Source organism: Pseudoflavitalea sp. G-6-1-2 (assembly GCF_012927185.1).
GTDB lineage: Bacteria > Bacteroidota > Bacteroidia > Chitinophagales > Chitinophagaceae > Pseudobacter.
Genome location: NZ_JABBGB010000003.1, coordinates 736,801 through 754,848, shown reverse-complemented (window position 1 = coordinate 754,848; position 18,048 = coordinate 736,801). Strand labels below are relative to the sequence as shown.

The window sequence follows — 18,048 nt, the reverse complement described above, 5'->3', positions numbered from 1 at the left end:
TCCCGGTAAACGGGCCGGCCTTCTTGTTTTATGGAACTCGCAAGCCGGCAGCGTTGCAGCGACCTGCCCTTTAGGAATGATAGAGTTTATGGTCGCCATCTCTTGCTACTTCGTTCGGCGGCGCATAAGAATTTCGCCAGAGGCGAAGAAATAGAAGTCACTCGCGGGATGCGAGCGACCGGGCACTCGCGAACTACCAGCAACTTCCAAAGTGAGCAAAAACACCTGATCGAAATTCCCTTTTCCCACGCTATTCCAGAAAAGGGAAAAACTGAGTTGGCACAAAGCTTCTAACACATTGATTATTAAACAGTTCAACTCCCGGCACAGGATTGGCATCTTCCAACACATGACCAAAACAATAACCAATGATCAATGAAGTACTGGTCAATCCCGATCCATTTACAAATGCCTTTACACTGGAGATCAATTGTAACCAGAATTTACACGCCATTGTCCGGCTCATCAATGCAGAGGATCGCATTGTAAAATTGTTCAGCTGGTACCTGCTCAAAGGGGCCAACATCACAAGCATCGAAGACATCAGTTCAACAGTAGGTGGAAAGTGCAGATTGGATGTGATCAATCAGGATGGAACACTGTTGCATACAATTGATGTGACCCAATCAAACTGATAGCAGTTTCTCTGACCCCTCCCCTTCGCTGTAGAAAATTATTTTTCAAACACTGCCGTACCCAAAACAAACAAGCGCAGCACCAGCTGCGCCTTTCTCAAGGCCCTTTTTTACTCCGTCCCCTTAACTCCTTTACCCGAAACCGTACTTGTTTTTTTCATGGCAAATATTAACCCCTTACCCAAAACCGTAACTTATTGCTTGATCCCTACCCATGTCCACTGCTGCCTTGCAAAACGAGGCAGCTTTTTTTATACTTTTGGGTATGGCAAAACTTAGTGTCAATATCAACAAGTTCGCAACGCTGCGCAATAGCCGCGGTGGCAACAATCCCGATGTAGTGAAAGCAGCAATCGATGCACAGCGATTCGGTGCCGATGGCGTTACCGTACATCCCCGACCCGATGAACGACATATTCGCTATCAGGATACACGCGATATCAAAAAGATCATCACCACAGAATTCAATATAGAAGGCAATTGCAGGGAACAGAAGTTCATCGATCTGGTACTCGAAACAAAGCCCGATCAGGTAACACTGGTACCCGATGCTGAAGGTCAGCTTACATCAGACCACGGCTGGGATACCATCAGATACAAAGATTATCTGAAAGAGATCATCGGTGTATTTCAGCAGGCAGGCATTCGTGTATCCATCTTTGTAGATCCGGTGATTGAAATGGTGAACGGCGCAGCAGAAACAGGTACAGACAGAATTGAATTGTATACCGAAGGATATGCCAGTGCATTTGCTGCAGGTAAAGAAGCTGCTGTTGCACCGTATATTGCAGCTGCAAAACGCGCACAGGAACTGAAGTTAGGCATCAATGCAGGGCATGATCTGGATTTGCAGAATCTTGCTTTCTTTGCACAGCAGGTTCCGGGGCTGGCAGAAGTTTCCATTGGCCATGCACTGGTATGTGATGCTTTGTATCTCGGATATGAAAATGCAGTGCAGTTGTATAAAAGACAATTGCTGAATGCAAAATAACCGGCAACTACAAACAACAATACAAAAAGAAACCCCGGCAAATTGCCGGGGTTTTCTATTTAGTCGCAATGCGATTAATTATAGTGGAGCTTCAGTTCAACACGACGGTTCTTAGCACGGCCTGCAGCAGTTTTGTTGTCTGCAACCGGCTGTTCCTGACCGTAACCTGCTGATTTCAGGCGCTCAGGGCTGATTCCTTTCTTCACGAAATAATCGTACACAGCTTTAGCACGATTCTCACTAAGCGTGAGGTTTTTGTCTGCTTTACCGGTATTGTCGGTATGACCTTCTACATCGAGTTTCAGGTTGGTGTCTTCGTTCAGCAGTTTCACTACATCATCCAGTGATTTGTTCGATTTAGCGAGCAGCTTGAACGATCCTGTTGCGAAGAAAATGTTTTTCGCAGCTACATCGATGCGTTTCTTCACTTCTTCTTTGATCTCTGGGCAACCGTTGTTGGCAACAGTTCCGGGAAGATCAGGACATTTATCTTCTTCATCATTCACTCCGTCTTTATCACGGTCAGGGATCGGGCAACCGTTGTAACGGGCAACACCTGCAACGTTAGGACATTTATCTTCTTCATCGTTGATGCCGTCTCCGTCTGTATCAGGGATTGGGCAACCATTGTAACGGGCGAGACCTGCCACTTCAGGACATTTATCATCTTTATCAGGAATACCGTCTCCGTCTTTATCAGGGCAACCCTGGAACTGAGCCAGACCGGCCACTTCAGGGCATGCGTCGAGGCTGTCAACGATTCCGTCTCCGTCTGTGTCTTTCGGAGCTGGCGGAGGAGGAACAACAACTGGTGCCGGTTCTGCCTTCTTCTTTTTATTGAAGATGGTTCCGGTGAAACCAATGCTATGATAGAAATGATAGTTAACGGTGTTGGTTACAGGTACGCGGTACTGTGAGTTCACTACCAGGTGAGCTTCGTCGCCCAGATTGAACTGAACACCAGCGCCCAGTGGCAGAAACGCACCGAATGTTCCTTTATACATAGAACCACCCACACCTGCTGAAGCAAATGGAGACACTACATATTTATTGGAGAACAATTTTGCACGGGCCGATGCATCGAGTTCCAGCAGGAAATTATCCTTTCCGTAAGTGGAACCATCTCTCTTTGGATAGTCGAGAAAAGCGCCTGCCAATGTAGAAACGAAATCGAATGTATTGCTCAGGCCTTCGGTGTAGCTGATAGCGAGACCTGGAGACATTTCTTTGATTCTTCCGAATTCCTTATCTCTGAAAGCGGCTCCCAGAGAGGTTTTTCTGATGTAATCAGCAGAATGGAAATCGTGCATGAAAAAGTGAATTCCCAACGAAGGATTCTGGATATAGTCTTTATTCTGACCAAACGAAACCTGGGTTAGGGTTAACAACAATACAAGGTGTAGTAGTACTTTCTTCATATCGGGACATTTTGTATTCGTAAGGGAGCAAAATTAATGGGGTACCCATTAAACAGAAAAATAATTTATCAACTGTGGTTGATAATTAAGATTCCGTTAATACAAGTCACTCACGGATACAACAATACGAGCTACGGTGTTTGGGTAGCCGGTTGTGAGGCGCCTTCGATAAGGCTAAGCTCTACCGGCTTTGTTTTTCCGAGGTATTCAACCTTCACGCGCGTGAGCCCATGACCGGTATACCCAAGTGTTTTAGCCGCTATATGACTTAAATCGATCAATCTTTTATTCAGGTGATGCATTCTGTCTGTAATTCTCAGAATGATAGACCTGTTATTGCGGATATTGGTTACACGCACCCAACAGTTAAGTGGAAGCGTATTACAGGCTGCTGTTAATTTTTTCTGGCTGAAGATCTCGCCATTGGCGGTTTTTCTGCCTTCAAACTTGTTGTGGTAGAAACTTGCGATGCCATACTGAACTTTGGCAACCCTCGCTTTCTTAGACATGCGAACACTGTCTTCTGCTGCCTGGGCGGATACAACAGCAGGGATAACGGTACTCAAGACAGTAATAAGAGCCCATTTTTTCATAGATAGGGGATTTTATTGGACGGCTTTATCGGCGAAATATCTCTCCCTCAGAATCTTGTCTTCCCCATAAATATCTTCATAAATTTTCAATTTTCCATCTTTTCCTTCGCATGTGAAATAACGGATATAGATGGGCACTTTCTTAAAACCCCATACCGTATGTTTCTCTTCGCGTTTGATCCATGCACGAAGTGTATCAGGATGATACTTGGCAGTATCGTTCCTCACCAGAAAATCTGCCAGCTTCATAAACTCTTTCACACGTACACATCCATGGCTCATGGCGCGGTTGCCATTGCTGAACAACCAGCGGGCATTGGTATCGTGCAGGTACACATCATATTTATTCGGAAAATTGAATTTGAGTACGCCGAGTGAATTATCGTCGCCCTGACGCTGCTTCAGCAGGTAAGGGAAATTGCCCTTGCCCAGCGCTGCCCAGTTGATCAGTGCAGGATCGAGTATGCTGTCGTTGCGGTCTACCACCATCAGGTTCTGCTTGCGGAGATAATCCACATTCTGCTTGATCTTCGGCAGCATTTCCTTGTAGATGATGCTGTAAGGGACCGTCCACTGCGGATACGTGATGAAGTTGCTGATCGCCGATGTGAGCAGCGGCGTTCTTGTTCTCGATTGACCAACAATGATGCGGCTTTCGAGCGCAACAGTATCGGCATCGTATACGCGCAGATAGAACGAAGGCAGATTCACCCAGATATATGTTTCAGGAAATGAATCCGTTGCCATCTTATAACGATCAAGCGTAATCGCTACCCGCTTGAATTTATCCCAGCTGGTGTAATTGAGACTGTTTACCGTATTCTCGTTGATGCGTCCCGTTGGTTTCAGCCCTTTCGATTTCTGATAATCGGTAAGTACCTGCCGCCACATGGTTGTATCGAGAGGCTCCGTAGCAGACACTACCAGATCGTCTTCAAAGAGACGGCGCTGCAGCTGATGATAGAACTCTACGCTGTCGCGAAGCGGATAGCTGTAATATAATTTGGTGTATCGTTTGAATGTCTGGATGGAGTCGAGGAAAGATTTCAATCCTTCTTTCAGCGCTGCATAACCTGCATAAGTTGGTTCCAGCTCCTTGATTACTCCGTTGAGGTTTCTTGTATTGATTAAGTTGGCAAGAACGTTTGGATAGAAATCGGGGCCCAGTGCAGAATCGGTGCGGATCCATGCGCTGTCGTTTTTGAAATGCCCCTGTTTCAGATGGCGGGCTGCGAGCAGAAAGGCATCTGTCATCATCAGATCGGCGCGGCTCCAGAGCGCAGCATCTCTGCGCGATTGTGTATCGCGCTCAATCTGTGTGCGGATTCCCTGCAATGCGCGGAAATGATAATCCGAAGGAAATAATCCGTATTCTTTTGATTTTGCAATGAACTGGAAGAACGATTCGCCGATGGCATTCCACTGTTCGCGTGCACTCCAGATGGGCTGGTGGTCGCGGCGAACGTATACTTCGTTTACCATTACATCGTCGGCGAGTACCACGGTATCGTTCAGTCTGCCCTTGTTATCGAGCATGAATGAAAGCGCTTTTGTGAGATTCTCTTTTACGCGGGCTTCAAACTTTTCCGGTGATTCTACGATGTCTTTTACTTTGGGCTTTTCAGTTTCACCACCACCACAGGCTGCGAGGGCCAGTAAAAAAACAAACATGCAACTTCGTGTGCCTGCATTCAAATGCTTATTCATGTATTCTCCCTGATTTATATTTTTTGTACCTTCCTTATTGATGTAATTCATCATCACCCAGTTGCAATGCCGAACAAAATACTACTTCACCGTTACTTTCCAAATACCACCTTACTGGTTATTGCTTTATCTCAACTACTCACTCTAACAGTGCATGCTCAAAAAACCGATACCAGCGCGTATGGAGTGCCAGTGATCAGGCATTTTTCACAGTATGAGCAGGGTGTTTCAAAAGATTCGTTGCATAGGATGGTTGAACTTCGTACGGTAGTTCCAGGCGTTGTGTATGACCTCCGGTATGCTACTCAGAATAACTTCATGAACCGGCGAATGTATCCCAAAAATACAAATATTAGTTTTCTCCGCCTTCCGGCGGCCCTGGCACTACAGAAAATACTGTACGAATTGAATGCCAAAGGTTACGGAATGAAGATTTTTGATGCGTACCGCCCCTACTCCGTTACGGTGAGTTTCTGGGAGCTGGTGCGCGATCCCCGTTATGTGGCCGAACCCACCAAAGGCTCAGGACACAACAGGGGCCTGGCTTTGGACTGCACCATCATCCGCCTTTCCGACGGAAAAGAGCTGGATATGGGCACCGGATTCGACAATTTCACCGATTCTGCCCATCACGATTTTACCCAATTGCCTCAGCAGGCAATTGATAACAGAAAAATGTTCAGGGCTTTGATGGAAAAGTACGGATTCAAGGCCTTCGAAACCGAATGGTGGCATTATAGCTGGCCTAACAACAGGGAGTACGAAGTATTGGATATTCCTTTTGAGGTGCTGAAGCGGGTACGGAAGCAGTAACCGGCCATAAGCCGGCAACTACTGTTTGCTCAGATCGCATCCACTGCGATCACTGCATCTGTATCGATGGGCCCGTAAATGTGCGGATAGGTTGCAGCATTGCTCGCACTCCACTCATAGATCAGCTGACTTTTCAGCTTTGCTGTATCGATGCTGAGTTGCAGCAAATTTTTCTTTCCTTCAAAATAACGTTGCAGCACATCTGCAATCTGATCCTGCTGACAGCAGTGAATAAAGCCCTCTTCTTTCAGTGAGCTGGCTGCATAACGGCCTTCGGCCTGCGCAGCATCCCATTCGGGTTTTGTTGTGATATGGAAAATAATTGGCATGATTAAAGCACTCTTTTGATATGTTGTTCCAGCATTAAGAGATCGGTGAGCACAATGGCTGTTATTGCTTCGAGTACCACAGGTACGCGGAGCGCAATGCAGAGATCGTGACGGCCTTTCACGGAGAAAGTTTCTGTTTGTCCGGTTTCCCAGTTCAGTGTCTGCTGCTCTTTTGGTGTGCTGGATGTTGGTTTGATGGCAATGCGGAACACCAGTTCATTGCCATTGGTGATACCACCTACAACGCCGCCTGCATGATTGGTGGCGGTTTGTCCTTCCATGTTTACGATGGCATCGTTGTGTTCTGTTCCGAACATGCGCGCAGCTGCGAAGCCTGTTCCGAACTCTACTCCGCGCACTGCAGGTATAGCAAATGCTGCGTGGCTGAGCAGTGATTCTGCAGAATCGAAGAAAGGTTCTCCGAGGCCTGCGGGCAATCCTGTTACGCGGCATTCCACAATTCCTCCGATGCTGTCTTTGGCATCGATGGCGCGTTGCAATCCTTTGTCGAGATCTGTTTCGCCACCGATTTCGAGAATCTTCGCTTCTATTTGAACGTTAGCAGTGGCTGCGAGTTTTTTGGCGATCACGCCTGCTGCAACGAGGCATACAGTGAGTCGTCCGCTGAAATGGCCGCCGCCTCTGAAGTCTTCGAAGCCTCCGAATTTCTGATGGGCAACAAAGTCTGCATGGCCGGGACGCGGCACTGCACGCTGCTTCTCGTAATCGCCGGAGCGGGTATTTTTGTTATCGAAGAGAATGGTGAGCGGGGCACCCGTGCTCTTTTCGTTGAAGACGCCGGTTTTGAAAAGCGGGAGATCATCTTCCTTGCGCGGAGTGGTTCCCTTCTGCGTGCCGCCTTTTCTGCGTTCGATATCGGTAACGAAATCGTCGGCTGTAATGGATAGTCCGGCAGGACATCCATCGATATTCACACCCACACTTTCTCCATGCGATTCACCGAAGATGGTTACCCTGAATATTCTTCCAAATGCGTTCATAAAATTTCAGTTCATTACTTTAAAGATACTGATCCTCCCAGTTGTTGCAGGTGCTGGTAGAAATCGGGATAGGATTTATTGATGGCATCCGCCGATTCGATAGTTACTTCTCCACTTGCTTTGAGTGCAGCAACAGCACACGCCATAGCGATGCGGTGATCGTGATGCGAATACGTAGTGGCGCCATTCAATCCTTTGCCTCCGTGAATGATCATGAGATCATCCTGCAGATCTATCTGCACACCAAGTTTTCCGAACTCTTCCTGCAAAGTGATAGCACGGTTGCTTTCTTTATGTGTGAGGCGTTGCGCACCTTCTATCACCGATTTGCCATCGCAGTAAGCAGCAAGCGCTACCAGCGGCGGGAACAGATCAGGACATTCAGTGGCGTTGAAATGAAATGCCTTCAGCGGAGCCGGACCAATCTCGATCTTATCGGTCTGCACAGATATTTTTGCACCGCTGCTCATGAGCGCCTGCAATACTGCACGGTCGGCCTGAGTAGAGAATACATCCAATCCTTTAACGGTAATATCGCCAGCGATTGCACCAGCTACGAGCAGGAATGCAGCGCCGCTCCAATCTCCTTCCACCGTGTATTCCAGCGTACCGTTCTTCGGTGCAGCGGGATTAGGTGGGAAGTAGAAAGATTCGTAATTGCGGTTCTCTACTTTCCATCCGAAATCGAGCATCACTTTTAGCGTGAGGTCGATATATGGTTTGCTTTTGAGATCGGTTACAGTAAGTTCCACATCAGATGCACCTGCGGCTGCATAACTCATCAGCAATCCGGTGAGGAATTGCGAACTGAGGCTGCCATCGACAGTGATGGAGGCGGGTTTCATGGGGCCTTTGATCACCAGCGGCAGTTTGCCGTTGTTCGATTGAATGCCTACGCTCAGTTGCGGAAGGATAGCATCGAAGAAATCCATCGGCCTTGTTACGAGACTGCCTTCACCGTTGATGGTGATGGTGCGTTCGCTCAGCGAAATGATGGGCGTGAACATTCTGATGCCGAGACCACTCTCGCCGCAATTGACTGCATCGTTAACAGGTTGCACACCATTGCTGGTGATCTTCAACGTGCCGTCAGGCTGCAGCTCAGGTTTTGCACCAAGTGCAGTGATCACACCGATCGCAGCATTGTCGTCGTTGGAATGGCCGGGATTATGAATGATGGTGATACCCTTTCTCACCAAAGCGGCTGCACATGCACGTTGCATAGAGCTCTTGCCGGCCGGCGCCATGATATGCCCTTTGATGGATTGAGGTTTTACTATTGCGATCATGCCGGTAATTCGTCTATTAATGTTTTCAATTGATTCATGGGCACCTGCTGAACAATTCCTTTTCCGATCTTATCGAGCAGCACATAGTTCATGGTGGTGCGTTCTTTCTTTTTGTCTTTCTGCAATACATCGAATGCTGCGTTCTTGTCGAACTCCGCGTAAGTAGGCAATCCGTATTGCTCCAGCACGCGCACTACGCGGTCTGTGTCTTTGAAGCCCGCGAGTTTTGCAGAGAGATGGCAGGCCATGGTCATTCCGATGGAGATGGCTTGTCCGTGCGATAACTCGTACATATTCTCGATGGCATGGCCAAGCGTGTGTCCGAAGTTCAGTAGACGGCGGTCGCCGGCTTCGAACTCATCCTGCTCTACCACTTTCGATTTGAGCATGGCATTGCGGAGAATGAGTTTGCCGAGTGCGGCTTTATCTTTTTTGTAGAATGATAGTTTCTTTTCCTCCAGCTCTTTGAACATGCGAAGATCCTTGATACAGCTGTGTTTGATGATCTCGGCAAAGCCGTTGATCCACTCAGTTTCGGGCAGTGTTTTCAGCAGGCTGTAATCGTAGAGCAGAAAATCCGGCTGACGGATAGTGCCCACGAGATTCTTATAGATGCCTACATCTACACCATTCTTTCCCCCGATGCTCGCATCCACCATGGCCAGTACTGTTGAGGGTACAAAGCCGCAACGGATGCCACGCATGAAGATAGCCGCTACATAACCGGTGATATCTGTAACAACTCCCCCACCGATACCAACGAGGGTTGTTTTGCGGTCTGCGCCGGATTCGATGAGTTCTTCAATCACTGCATCTACAGTAGGTTGAATTTTGAACTCTTCACCAGGCTTGAGCACAATGCTGTTCCAGCCCTTGAATTTTTTGGCGTGAAGGCCGTAAATATTTTCGTCGGTGATCAGTACGGTATGCTCCTTGCCTACTAATTTCTCAAGCAGGGCAAAGTCAGCATCGAAGTAGTAATCAACTTTCTTTGATGAGAACTGACAAGATTTTTTTTGCATGTTACAGTTGTACTTTATCGAAAACTTCCAGTTCGCTTTCGAGCGATTTCGATTGGTGGTATTCCTCCTGCCTGCCGATGAAATCCGCAACCTGCTTCACTCCTGAGGGGCTCACCGTGTAAGCGGCGAAAGCTTCTTCCCATTCAAAAGGTTCTGCGAGGAAGTTGGAATTGTTGATCCAGTTAGCAGATTCCGATTTCAGTGATTTGATCACCTGCAACAGATTCTGTGCGGGATGCAACTGCACCAGCAGATGGATATGATCATCCACACCATTCACGGCCGTGAGCCTGATACCGCGTTCCGATCCATCTTTCTGCAGGTGTGCAAAGAGTACAGTACGGATGGGTTTCTTCAGCAATGCCTTGCGCTCGCGAACGGTGACGATCACATGAACAAAGAGCCAGATCTTATGGTTGTTAGCTGTCACTTATGCGTTCATGATCTTGTTCTGGTGGTTGATACTTTCCATGTGTACGGCATCAAAATACTTGGTGATGAATTCTTTGCTGAGGCCGATCTTATCACCTTGTTTGAATGCGCGTTCGAGGATTTCGTTCCAGCGGTTGGTTTGCAGAATGGTGATCTGGTTGTTCTTTTTGTAGAGACCGATCTGTTCTGCCACTTTCATGCGCTGACCGAGAATCTGCATCAGTTCATCATCCAGGTGGTTGATCTGCTGACGGAGTTTTTCGAGCGCTGCGTGGAACTCTTCGGAGCTGGAATCTTCATTTCTCCAAACAATCGAGTTGAGCATTTCTGTGAGACGCTCAGGAGTAACCTGTTGTTTGGCATCGCTCCATGCTTTGTCGGGGTCGATATGTGATTCGATGATGAAACCATCGTAGTCGAGGTCGATTGCCTTCTGCATCACATCGAGCAGAATATCTCTTCTTCCGCAGATATGCGAAGGATCGTTGATGAAAGGCATATTCGGATGGCGGCGTTTCATCTCGATAGCGAGGTGCCACATGGGGGCATTGCGGTATTCCGAGTTGCCGTATGCGCTGAATCCGCGGTGGATGAGGCCGATCTGATCGATGCCTGCTTTTGCCACGCGCTCAACTGCACCGGTCCATAATTCGAGGTCGGGATTGATGGGGTTCTTGATCAGTACGGGAACGTTGGTGCCTTTGAGTGCATCAGCAACTTCCTGTACGCTGAAGGGGTTAACAGTGGTGCGGGCGCCGATCCACAGAACATCCACATCGAAGTGAAGAGCGTCTTCCACCTGTTTGGCGGTTGCTACTTCTACAGTGATAGGGAGGCCGGTGAGTTTTCTTGCCTGCTGCATCCATGGGAGACCTTTGGTACCGATCCCTTCAAAGCTGCCGGGACGGGTGCGGGGTTTCCAGATACCGGCGCGAAGCATGTCTACCTTACCTGTTTTGGCCAGCTGTTGTGCTGTTTCAATTACCTGCTCTTCGGTTTCTGCGCTGCAGGGGCCTGAGATGATCAGGGGGCGTTTGTTCCATGCTGCCTGCACTGTTTCCTTCATGGTTGTTTCTGTACTTGTCATACAATGAATTTGAAAATTTGAATATGTCTGTGTCTTGATTTTGTTTGTTAGTCAGGCAACAGACGTATTCAAATTTTCAAACATTGAAATTGAATTATCGTCTGCTGTCTGCGTCGTTCATTCTGATCTTTCTTCCGCGGTAATTTTTACCGTCGATAGCGCGGATCATTTGCTGCGCAGCGCCTTTATCGATTTCGATCCAGCTATTCATTTCTTTCATATCGATTCTTCCGAGCACCTCTTTGCGGAGATCGCTCATATCGAGAATAAACTGAAGGAAGCTGGCTTTGTAGAATCCGTCTTTGGTTCCGAGGTTCACAAAGAGGCGTGCGTAATCGCCACCGCCACCGAATGTGCGTCCTCTGGTATCGCGGCGGCCATCTCCACCTCTTTCGCCACCACGCTCAAATCTTCCACGATCATTTGGTCGTTCGCCTCTTTCTCCGCGTTTGATTTCGCGAACGTTGAGGTCTTCGGCATTCTCGTAGTATTTGAGGAATCTGTCGAATTCCATGGCTGCCAGGCGTTTCAGGATCTCTTCCTTGGTGATGTCTGCGAATTTCTCTTCGAGCATCGGAACATAGGTTTCGTATCCTCCATGGCTGATATCGGTTTGCAGCAGTTTGTCCATAAAGTGGTAGAACTGCTTGCGGCAAACATCCTTTCCGCTTGGGATCTCCAGTTTGTGGAACGGAGACTGAACAATGGATTGGATCTGACGCATTTTGCCTGTTTCACGTGCATGTATGATAGACATACAGATACCTGTGTTACCGGCTCTGCCTGTACGGCCGCTGCGGTGTGTGTACACCTCAACATCGTCGGGCAGTTCGTAATTGATAACGTGCGTGATGTCTTTCACATCGATACCTCTCGCTGCTACGTCGGTAGCAATGAGCAACTGCAAAGTTTTTTCGCGGAATTCGCCCATCACTTTGTCGCGCTGCTGCTGCGTGAGATCTCCGTGCAATGCATCGATATCGTATCCCTCACGGGTAAGTTTCTCTGCAATGTCCTGCGCATCTGCTTTTGTACGGGTAAAGATGATACCGTAGATGCCGGGATTGAAATCGATCAGTCGTTTCAATGCCTGATATCTGTACTGGGCCGATGTGATGTAATACTGGTGGTCGATGTTTTTATTGGCTGTGTTCACTTTGCCTACCGTGATCTCGAAAGGTTCTTTCATGTAGCGTTTGCTTACACGCTTGATCTCAGGTGGCATGGTAGCGCTGAACAGCCAGGTGGCGCCGCGGTTGGGCGTATTCTGCAGAATGAATTCAATGTCTTCCTTGAATCCCATGTTCAGCATTTCATCTGCCTCATCGAGCACCACATATTTGATCTCTTCCAGATTAATTGCTTTTCGTTCAATCAGGTCGATCAGACGGCCTGGTGTGGCCACTACAATCTGAACGCCTCTTTTAAGTTCGCGGATCTGTTGCCCGATAGAAGTTCCTCCATACACGGCAGCTACAAACATGCCTGGTATGAATTGCTTGAACTGTTCCATCTCATTCACAATTTGAAGGCACAGCTCTCTGGTAGGACAAACAACCAGCGCCTGGGGGAATTTCTGCTTCTCATCGATCAGGTGTAACAGGGGTAAACCGAATGCAGCTGTTTTACCCGTACCAGTTTGTGCCAGGCCCACCAAATCCTTGGTGCCGCTAAGCAGAACAGGAATCGCTTGTTCCTGTATAGGTGTTGGGTTTTTGTAGCCAAGTGCATCGGTAGCCTGTACCAATCTCGCATCCAAACCCAATGCGTCGAAAGTCGTCATAAAGTAAAAAATTTGCGCAAAGGTACCATTTACCGCGCGGGCAGCCTAAATTATCCTCTCAAAGAGCTGAAAAGCAATGCTAGTGCAGCAAAAAGTACACTGCGATGCCTGAAAATAGCAGTCCTGCAGTCAGATTGACCCAGAACTTATAATGTTTTCCCAGGGAAAGCTCCAGTCTTTCGGACTTTGAAGAGCCCCAGAAAAGCCATTTCGATCTTTTGAATGCCAGATACAGGCAGATAATACCGAATCCGGCAAAGAATAACACGTCGAAACTCCAGTTCATTTGATGATCCTTTTGATTTTGTTGGCCTGCTCAATCAGTTCCTGCAGGTATTCAAAGTTCTCCTTTTCGAGGCAACTTTTGAATTTTCTCAACTGGCTGATATGTTCATTGAGCACATCGAGCACATGATCTTTGTTCTGCATGAAGATGGGCACCCACATGGCAGGGTTACTTTTAGCCAGTCTCACCGTGCTTTCAAAACCACCACCCGCCAGTTCAAAAATGGCATCTTCCTCTTTCTCCTTCTCCAGCACCGTATTGGCGAGGGCGAAGGATGTGATATGTGAAATATGACTCACGTATGCGGCGTGCATATCGTGACTGTCTGCATCCATGTATGTCATGCGCATACCCAGCTGGCGGTATACATTCTCTACTTTTTCTACAGCTGCTGCGTCTGATTTATCTTTTTCACAGATCACGCAGGTTCTTCCTGTGAAAGCATCCTGTACTGCGGCTTCGGGGCCGCTATACTCCGTACCCCACATCGGATGGCTTGCTACAAAACGATGGCGCATCGGATGATTATGGAGCGACTCGCAGAGGGCCATTTTTGTAGAGCCTGCATCCACTACGATCTGCTGATCGGTTACCAGATCCATGATCTGTTTCATTACCGGAATGGTAGTGTCTACGGGGATGGCTACATAAATGAGATCGCTGTTGCGCACTGCGTCTTCGAGGCTCATGGCCTCATCGATCAATCCCAGTTCGAGCGCTTTCAGCTCGCTGGCTTTTGTGCGGCTCACACCAATCACTTTTTTGGTGAGGCCGAGATTCTTGAGGGCGAGACTGAAGCTTCCTCCAATCAACCCCACTCCTACTATGGTTACTGCATTGAACATGCTATTGAGAAACTTTTGCTGTTGATAAAAAATGCTGCACACGCTGTATGCTCTCTGCGAGTTTTTCTTCGCTGCTGCAGAGGCTCACGCGCACATAGGGATCACCTGCGTTTCCGAAGATGCCACCCGGTGTGATGAACACGTTGGCATTGTAGAGCACTTCATCGCTGAGTGCAAATCCGTCTTTATATCCCGCAGGGATCTTAGCCCATACGAACATGCCAGCCTGGTTTTGGTCGAACACGCAATCGAGCAGACTGAGCAGTTCGAATACTTTCACTCTGCGCTTGCGATAAGTAGCATTCACTTCTTCGTACCACGATTTGGGTAAGCCCAAAGCCTTTGCTGCTGCGAGTTGCAGCGGAAGGAACATGCCACTGTCCATATTGCTTTTGAAACGCAGCACTTCTTCGATGCGTTCTTTGGAGCCGCTGAGTGTGCCCACTCTCCATCCTGCCATGTTCTGCGATTTGCTGAGGCTGTTCAGTTCGAGTGCGATGTCTTTGGCACCTTCGATGCTGAGCAGGCTCATTGGAGAATCGTTGAGAATAAAGCTGTACGGGTTATCGTGACAAATAAGAATGTTGTGTGCTTTGCCGAATGCTACCAGTTTTGTGAAGAGGTTGGCATCGGGCAGTTTGCCGGTTGGCATCTGCGGATAGTTCACCCACATGAGTTTCACTGTGCCCTTACCGGCAGCATTCAACGCAGTTACCTGCTTGCTCAATGCTTCGAAATCGGGGTACCAGTCGTTGGCTTCTGTGAGCTCGTATGGAACCGTTGTTCCGCCTGCGAGTTTCACGGCGCTGCTATAGGTAGGATAACCGGGATTGGGAATGAGGGCCATATCGCCTGCATCGAGATAGGTCATGCAAATGTGCATGATGCCTTCTTTGCTGCCGATCAGCGGCAGTATCTCGGTATCGGGATTAAGTGTTACACCGTACCACTGCGCATACCAGTCTGCCACTGCTTTGCGCAGCACAGGAGATCCTTTGTAAGATTGGTAAGCATGCACATTGGGCTTGGCGCTTTCTTCCTGCAGGGTGCGGATCACATCGGGATGCGGCGGTAGATCAGGACTGCCGATGCCCAGGTTGATGATCTGTTTGCCCTGCTGGTTGAGGCCTTCGATCTCCCTCAGTTTCTGAGAGAAATAGTATTCACCGATTCCTTCTAATCTTTTGGATGTAGTTATCATACGATCGCTTTGCCTTTTTTGTAAACTCCGTATACTTTGAGTTCGGTTGTGATAGGTGTTATTTCATTGATCACGTCTTCGAATTGCTGCAGGGTTTCGAATTCCATATCTGCATGAAAGCTGTACTGCCAGTCGCTTCCGGGAATGGGGAAGCTTTGCAGTTTGCTGAGGTTGATGCCACCATCTGCGATGCGGGTAAGCACGCGTGCAAGGCTGCCTCTTGAGTGATCGGTGTTGAAGTTCACAGATGCTTTGTTCGCATCTTCGACAACTTCGGCTGTGTCTGGCCGTTTGATCACCAGAAAACGGGTGTAATTGCTTTTCATGGTGTGGATGTTTGGTGTGATAACATCCAGCTCAAACAGATCTGCAGCGAGTTTGCTGGCGATGGCCGCAATATGTTTGCTTTTATGCTGATGCAGTTTTTTTGCGCTGAGGGCTGTGTCTTCGGTTTCTACGAGTTTCCAGTCGAACTTATCTAAGTACTCCAAACATTGCTGAATAGCCATGTGATGGCTGTGTACTTCGCGGATATCTTCGAGCTTCACGCCGGGATTAACCAGCAGGTGTTGTTTAATAGGAAGATAAACTTCTCCAACAATCTGAAGATTGCTTTTCTGCAGTAAGCTGTAGTTGGGGAGGATGCTTCCGGCGATGGAATTTTCGATGGCCATGAGTCCGCCATCACTTTCTTTTTTGTTGCCGGCGATCTTAACTACTTCACGGAAAGTGGCGCAGGGTATCACTTCTACGTCTTTGCCGAAGTATTGCTGGGCTGCTACCTGATGAAAACTGCCTTCGTATCCTTGTATCGAGACTTTTGCCATATCAGACTGATCTGTAGTGATTAGTAAAAACAAAAGTCCCGGCTTTTCGGCCGGGACTCTTTATGTTGATTTTTTTATTTCTAGTTTGTTTTCAACAAAAGCATTCCCGGCCACCTTCTAAAGTAGTAAAAGCTAAAATAAAAGAATCCGTATGCCTTGTTGATGTTCATTGAATCAAAAGTAATCACAAAACGCGAAACGCAAAATAAATTTTTGGTGAATTGAAAAATATTATCCGAACAACTGTTTGTTAAGTCCACTTTTTCAGTGGATTAATCGAGACGGTTCGTCATTTCTTCATCTATCTTCCTGAAGAGGTGGAAAGGCTTGTAGGTACGCCAGTTATCGAGTTCTTTGAGTTCGAAGAAACGATGGAGTTTGGCGCGTTTGAAATCGTGCTGTGTTTGTTCGGGCATGTTGAGTATCACCACCCATCCGTTTTCATCAGTTACTTCGTCGAACCATTCTTCGTAATATTCTTTATCACTACTGTGGAAGTTGAGTACGTTCTCTGCGATGAGAATGAATTTGGTGATGCCTTCGTAGATGAATGGATCCGCTACTTCGCGTTTGAGTTCCATGATATCATTTTCGATGGCATCATTCCACTCTCCTATCAGTTCGATGATGGCATAATGTTCATCATAATCTACCATCAGTGTTTTAAGATACATGGTACGGCTACCGAAATCATCCCACTGCGGATGGATGTAATAATTGTAAACGGTTTGAGTGAATTCAAACTCCGAGTATACGCGTCCGTAGAACGGGCTCCGTTCATCCTGCTCACTTGTATAGATGTGACGCCAATTGTAAAATGGTTCGATATCATGCATAGCTATCTACAATTTACGTTCAGCGACCAGCCGTTTCCAAATATTTTTTTGTGAAAAATTTCGTATAGAATGCCCAATGGCCGGGGATTTAGCTGGCAGGAGATTTGTACGCGTCCACCGCTTTTTTTACACTTCCGTATTTGAGCAGCAATTGTTTGGCCTCTTCGTAATTGGTGATGCCGGTTCGTTCCATCAGCATCTGCGTGCCACGGTCTACCAGTTTGGCATTGGTGAGTTGCATGTTCACCATCTTGTTGTCTTCCACCCTTCCAATCTGAATCATCACAGAAGTGGAGATCATGTTCAGTACCAGCTTCTGTGCAGTTCCGCTTTTCATGCGGGTGCTTCCGGTTACGAATTCCGGTCCCACCACCACTTCCACGGGATAAGCTGCTGCATCTGCGAGTGGCGTTTGATAATTGCAGGTGATGCATCCGGTAAGAATGCCCTGTTCCCGCGCGGCTTTCACCGCTCCGATCACATAGGGTGTGGTGCCGCTGGCTGCGATTCCCACCACTACATCTTTATCGCTGATCTGGTGTTTTTCGAGATCCTTCCATCCCTGTTCCCAGCTGTCTTCCGCATTTTCGATGGGCTTCTGAATGGCTTCGGAACCACCGGCAATGATGCCGACAACGAGGCCCTGAGGCAATCCGTAAGTAGGTGGAATTTCGCTGGCATCGAGTATGCCGAGGCGGCCACTGGTGCCGGCTCCGATATAGAACAGCCGGCCTCCGGCCAGCATTTTATCGCTGATGATGGTTACCAATGCCTCTATCTGAGGTATGGCACTGGCCACTACCATCGGTACCTGCTGATCTTCTGTATTGATATTGGTGAGCAGTTCCCGGATACTCATTTTCTCCAGATGCCGGTATGGACTGGCCTGCTCAGTGATCTTGTTAAAGGCCGCTGACATGAGCGTACAATTTCAGTATGAATAAACGGGCTGG

General features: G+C 47.9%; 19 protein-coding genes. 3 read left to right on the top strand and 16 right to left on the bottom strand.

The genetic code is table 11. The features are described 5' to 3' along the window. Positions 1-368 precede the first annotated feature (368 nt). Positions 369-635, top strand: coding sequence for a hypothetical protein (locus HHL16_RS20365; protein WP_169427179.1), 267 nt, complete (start codon positions 369-371; stop codon positions 633-635). Between the two features lie 265 nt (positions 636-900). After that, positions 901-1,626, top strand: coding sequence for a pyridoxine 5'-phosphate synthase (locus HHL16_RS20360; protein ID WP_169427178.1), 726 nt, complete (start codon positions 901-903; stop codon positions 1,624-1,626). A gap of 74 nt (positions 1,627-1,700) precedes the next feature. On the opposite strand, the gene HHL16_RS20355 is transcribed toward HHL16_RS20360, so the two are convergent. The 3 genes from HHL16_RS20355 to HHL16_RS20345 form a co-directional block, all read right to left on the bottom strand. Further along, the gene (locus tag HHL16_RS20355; protein ID WP_169427177.1) at positions 1,701-3,044 is read right to left on the bottom strand and encodes an OmpA family protein; all 1,344 of its coding nucleotides are present in this window, start codon (positions 3,042-3,044) and stop codon (positions 1,701-1,703) included. 131 nt (positions 3,045-3,175) lie between these two features. Then, positions 3,176-3,637 (bottom strand): septal ring lytic transglycosylase RlpA family protein, encoded by a 462-nt coding sequence (locus tag HHL16_RS20350; RefSeq protein WP_169427176.1) that lies wholly within the window; start codon positions 3,635-3,637, stop codon positions 3,176-3,178. A 12-nt stretch (positions 3,638-3,649) separates the two neighbouring features. Further along, positions 3,650-5,344 carry a L,D-transpeptidase family protein gene (locus tag HHL16_RS20345; RefSeq protein WP_169427175.1) on the bottom strand — a complete coding sequence of 565 codons (1,695 nt, stop codon included), beginning with the start codon at positions 5,342-5,344 and terminating at the stop codon, positions 3,650-3,652. On the opposite strand from HHL16_RS20345, the gene HHL16_RS20340 reads away from it, so the two are divergent. Continuing rightward, the gene (locus tag HHL16_RS20340; RefSeq protein WP_346766848.1) at positions 5,333-6,157 is read left to right on the top strand and encodes a M15 family metallopeptidase; all 825 of its coding nucleotides are present in this window, start codon (positions 5,333-5,335) and stop codon (positions 6,155-6,157) included. The two genes, HHL16_RS20345 and HHL16_RS20340, sit on opposite strands and share 12 nt — an antisense overlap. A 29-nt stretch (positions 6,158-6,186) precedes the next feature. Here the strand turns inward: HHL16_RS20340 and HHL16_RS20335 are convergent, their stop codons facing one another. The 13 genes from HHL16_RS20335 to murQ all read right to left on the bottom strand — a co-directional run bounded on the left by HHL16_RS20335 (position 6,187) and on the right by murQ (position 18,014). Then, a complete protein-coding gene (locus HHL16_RS20335) occupies positions 6,187-6,486 on the bottom strand; it encodes a DUF952 domain-containing protein (protein ID WP_169427173.1) in 300 nt (99 codons plus the stop codon). A 2-nt stretch (positions 6,487-6,488) separates the two neighbouring features. After that, positions 6,489-7,487 carry a chorismate synthase gene (locus HHL16_RS20330; protein WP_169427172.1) on the bottom strand — a complete coding sequence of 333 codons (999 nt, stop codon included), beginning with the start codon at positions 7,485-7,487 and terminating at the stop codon, positions 6,489-6,491. 14 nt (positions 7,488-7,501) lie between these two features. Then, positions 7,502-8,776: a 3-phosphoshikimate 1-carboxyvinyltransferase gene (aroA, locus tag HHL16_RS20325; RefSeq protein ID WP_169427171.1), complete on the bottom strand. Its 1,275-nt coding sequence runs from the start codon at positions 8,774-8,776 to the stop codon at positions 7,502-7,504. Continuing rightward, positions 8,773-9,798, bottom strand: a complete 1,026-nt coding sequence (gene aroB / locus HHL16_RS20320) for a 3-dehydroquinate synthase (protein WP_169427170.1) — start codon at positions 9,796-9,798, stop codon at positions 8,773-8,775. The genes aroA and aroB overlap by 4 nt, the downstream gene beginning before the upstream one ends. A gap of 1 nt (position 9,799) precedes the next feature. Then, entirely contained in the window at positions 9,800-10,228 is a 429-nt protein-coding gene (tnpA, locus tag HHL16_RS20315) for an IS200/IS605 family transposase (protein WP_169427169.1), read from the bottom strand. Continuing rightward, entirely contained in the window at positions 10,229-11,317 is a 1,089-nt protein-coding gene (locus HHL16_RS20310; protein WP_240966279.1) for a chorismate mutase, read from the bottom strand. It abuts the gene before it with no gap. A 94-nt stretch (positions 11,318-11,411) separates the two neighbouring features. Continuing rightward, positions 11,412-13,100: a DEAD/DEAH box helicase gene (locus HHL16_RS20305; protein WP_169427168.1), complete on the bottom strand. Its 1,689-nt coding sequence runs from the start codon at positions 13,098-13,100 to the stop codon at positions 11,412-11,414. Between the two features lie 79 nt (positions 13,101-13,179). Continuing rightward, positions 13,180-13,386, bottom strand: coding sequence for a hypothetical protein (locus HHL16_RS20300; protein ID WP_169427167.1), 207 nt, complete (start codon positions 13,384-13,386; stop codon positions 13,180-13,182). Continuing rightward, entirely contained in the window at positions 13,383-14,231 is an 849-nt protein-coding gene (locus HHL16_RS20295) for a prephenate dehydrogenase (RefSeq protein ID WP_169427166.1), read from the bottom strand. Before HHL16_RS20295 ends, HHL16_RS20300 begins: the two co-directional genes overlap by 4 nt. A gap of 1 nt (position 14,232) precedes the next feature. Continuing rightward, on the bottom strand, positions 14,233-15,432 hold the full coding sequence (locus tag HHL16_RS20290; protein ID WP_169427165.1) for an aminotransferase class I/II-fold pyridoxal phosphate-dependent enzyme: 1,200 nt from the start codon (positions 15,430-15,432) through the stop codon (positions 14,233-14,235). Continuing rightward, entirely contained in the window at positions 15,429-16,259 is an 831-nt protein-coding gene (locus HHL16_RS20285) for a prephenate dehydratase (RefSeq protein WP_169427941.1), read from the bottom strand. The genes HHL16_RS20290 and HHL16_RS20285 overlap by 4 nt, the downstream gene beginning before the upstream one ends. A gap of 272 nt (positions 16,260-16,531) precedes the next feature. Beyond that, positions 16,532-17,095 carry a hypothetical protein gene (locus tag HHL16_RS20280; protein WP_169427164.1) on the bottom strand — a complete coding sequence of 188 codons (564 nt, stop codon included), beginning with the start codon at positions 17,093-17,095 and terminating at the stop codon, positions 16,532-16,534. Positions 17,096-17,183: 88 nt separating this feature from the next. Further along, on the bottom strand, positions 17,184-18,014 hold the full coding sequence (gene murQ, locus HHL16_RS20275; RefSeq protein ID WP_169427163.1) for an N-acetylmuramic acid 6-phosphate etherase: 831 nt from the start codon (positions 18,012-18,014) through the stop codon (positions 17,184-17,186). Positions 18,015-18,048: the final 34 nt, after the last annotated feature.

Coding starts and splice junctions, on each gene's coding strand:
- HHL16_RS20360 (WP_169427178.1), top strand. CDS start 901: ATGGCAAAACTTAGTGTCAATATCAACAAGTTCGCAACGCTGCGCAAT.
- aroA (WP_169427171.1), bottom strand. CDS start 8,776: ATGATCGCAATAGTAAAACCTCAATCCATCAAAGGGCATATCATGGCG.
- HHL16_RS20310 (WP_240966279.1), bottom strand. CDS start 11,317: ATGACAAGTACAGAAACAACCATGAAGGAAACAGTGCAGGCAGCATGG.
- HHL16_RS20285 (WP_169427941.1), bottom strand. CDS start 16,259: ATGGCAAAAGTCTCGATACAAGGATACGAAGGCAGTTTTCATCAGGTA.
- HHL16_RS20365 (WP_169427179.1), top strand. CDS start 369: ATGATCAATGAAGTACTGGTCAATCCCGATCCATTTACAAATGCCTTT.
- aroB (WP_169427170.1), bottom strand. CDS start 9,798: ATGCAAAAAAAATCTTGTCAGTTCTCATCAAAGAAAGTTGATTACTAC.
- murQ (WP_169427163.1), bottom strand. CDS start 18,014: ATGTCAGCGGCCTTTAACAAGATCACTGAGCAGGCCAGTCCATACCGG.
- HHL16_RS20335 (WP_169427173.1), bottom strand. CDS start 6,486: ATGCCAATTATTTTCCATATCACAACAAAACCCGAATGGGATGCTGCG.
- HHL16_RS20280 (WP_169427164.1), bottom strand. CDS start 17,095: ATGCATGATATCGAACCATTTTACAATTGGCGTCACATCTATACAAGT.
- HHL16_RS20300 (WP_169427167.1), bottom strand. CDS start 13,386: ATGAACTGGAGTTTCGACGTGTTATTCTTTGCCGGATTCGGTATTATC.
- HHL16_RS20290 (WP_169427165.1), bottom strand. CDS start 15,432: ATGATAACTACATCCAAAAGATTAGAAGGAATCGGTGAATACTATTTC.
- HHL16_RS20330 (WP_169427172.1), bottom strand. CDS start 7,487: ATGAACGCATTTGGAAGAATATTCAGGGTAACCATCTTCGGTGAATCG.
- HHL16_RS20305 (WP_169427168.1), bottom strand. CDS start 13,100: ATGACGACTTTCGACGCATTGGGTTTGGATGCGAGATTGGTACAGGCT.
- HHL16_RS20345 (WP_169427175.1), bottom strand. CDS start 5,344: ATGAATAAGCATTTGAATGCAGGCACACGAAGTTGCATGTTTGTTTTT.
- HHL16_RS20340 (WP_346766848.1), top strand. CDS start 5,333: ATGCTTATTCATGTATTCTCCCTGATTTATATTTTTTGTACCTTCCTT.
- HHL16_RS20350 (WP_169427176.1), bottom strand. CDS start 3,637: ATGAAAAAATGGGCTCTTATTACTGTCTTGAGTACCGTTATCCCTGCT.
- HHL16_RS20295 (WP_169427166.1), bottom strand. CDS start 14,231: ATGTTCAATGCAGTAACCATAGTAGGAGTGGGGTTGATTGGAGGAAGC.
- HHL16_RS20355 (WP_169427177.1), bottom strand. CDS start 3,044: ATGAAGAAAGTACTACTACACCTTGTATTGTTGTTAACCCTAACCCAG.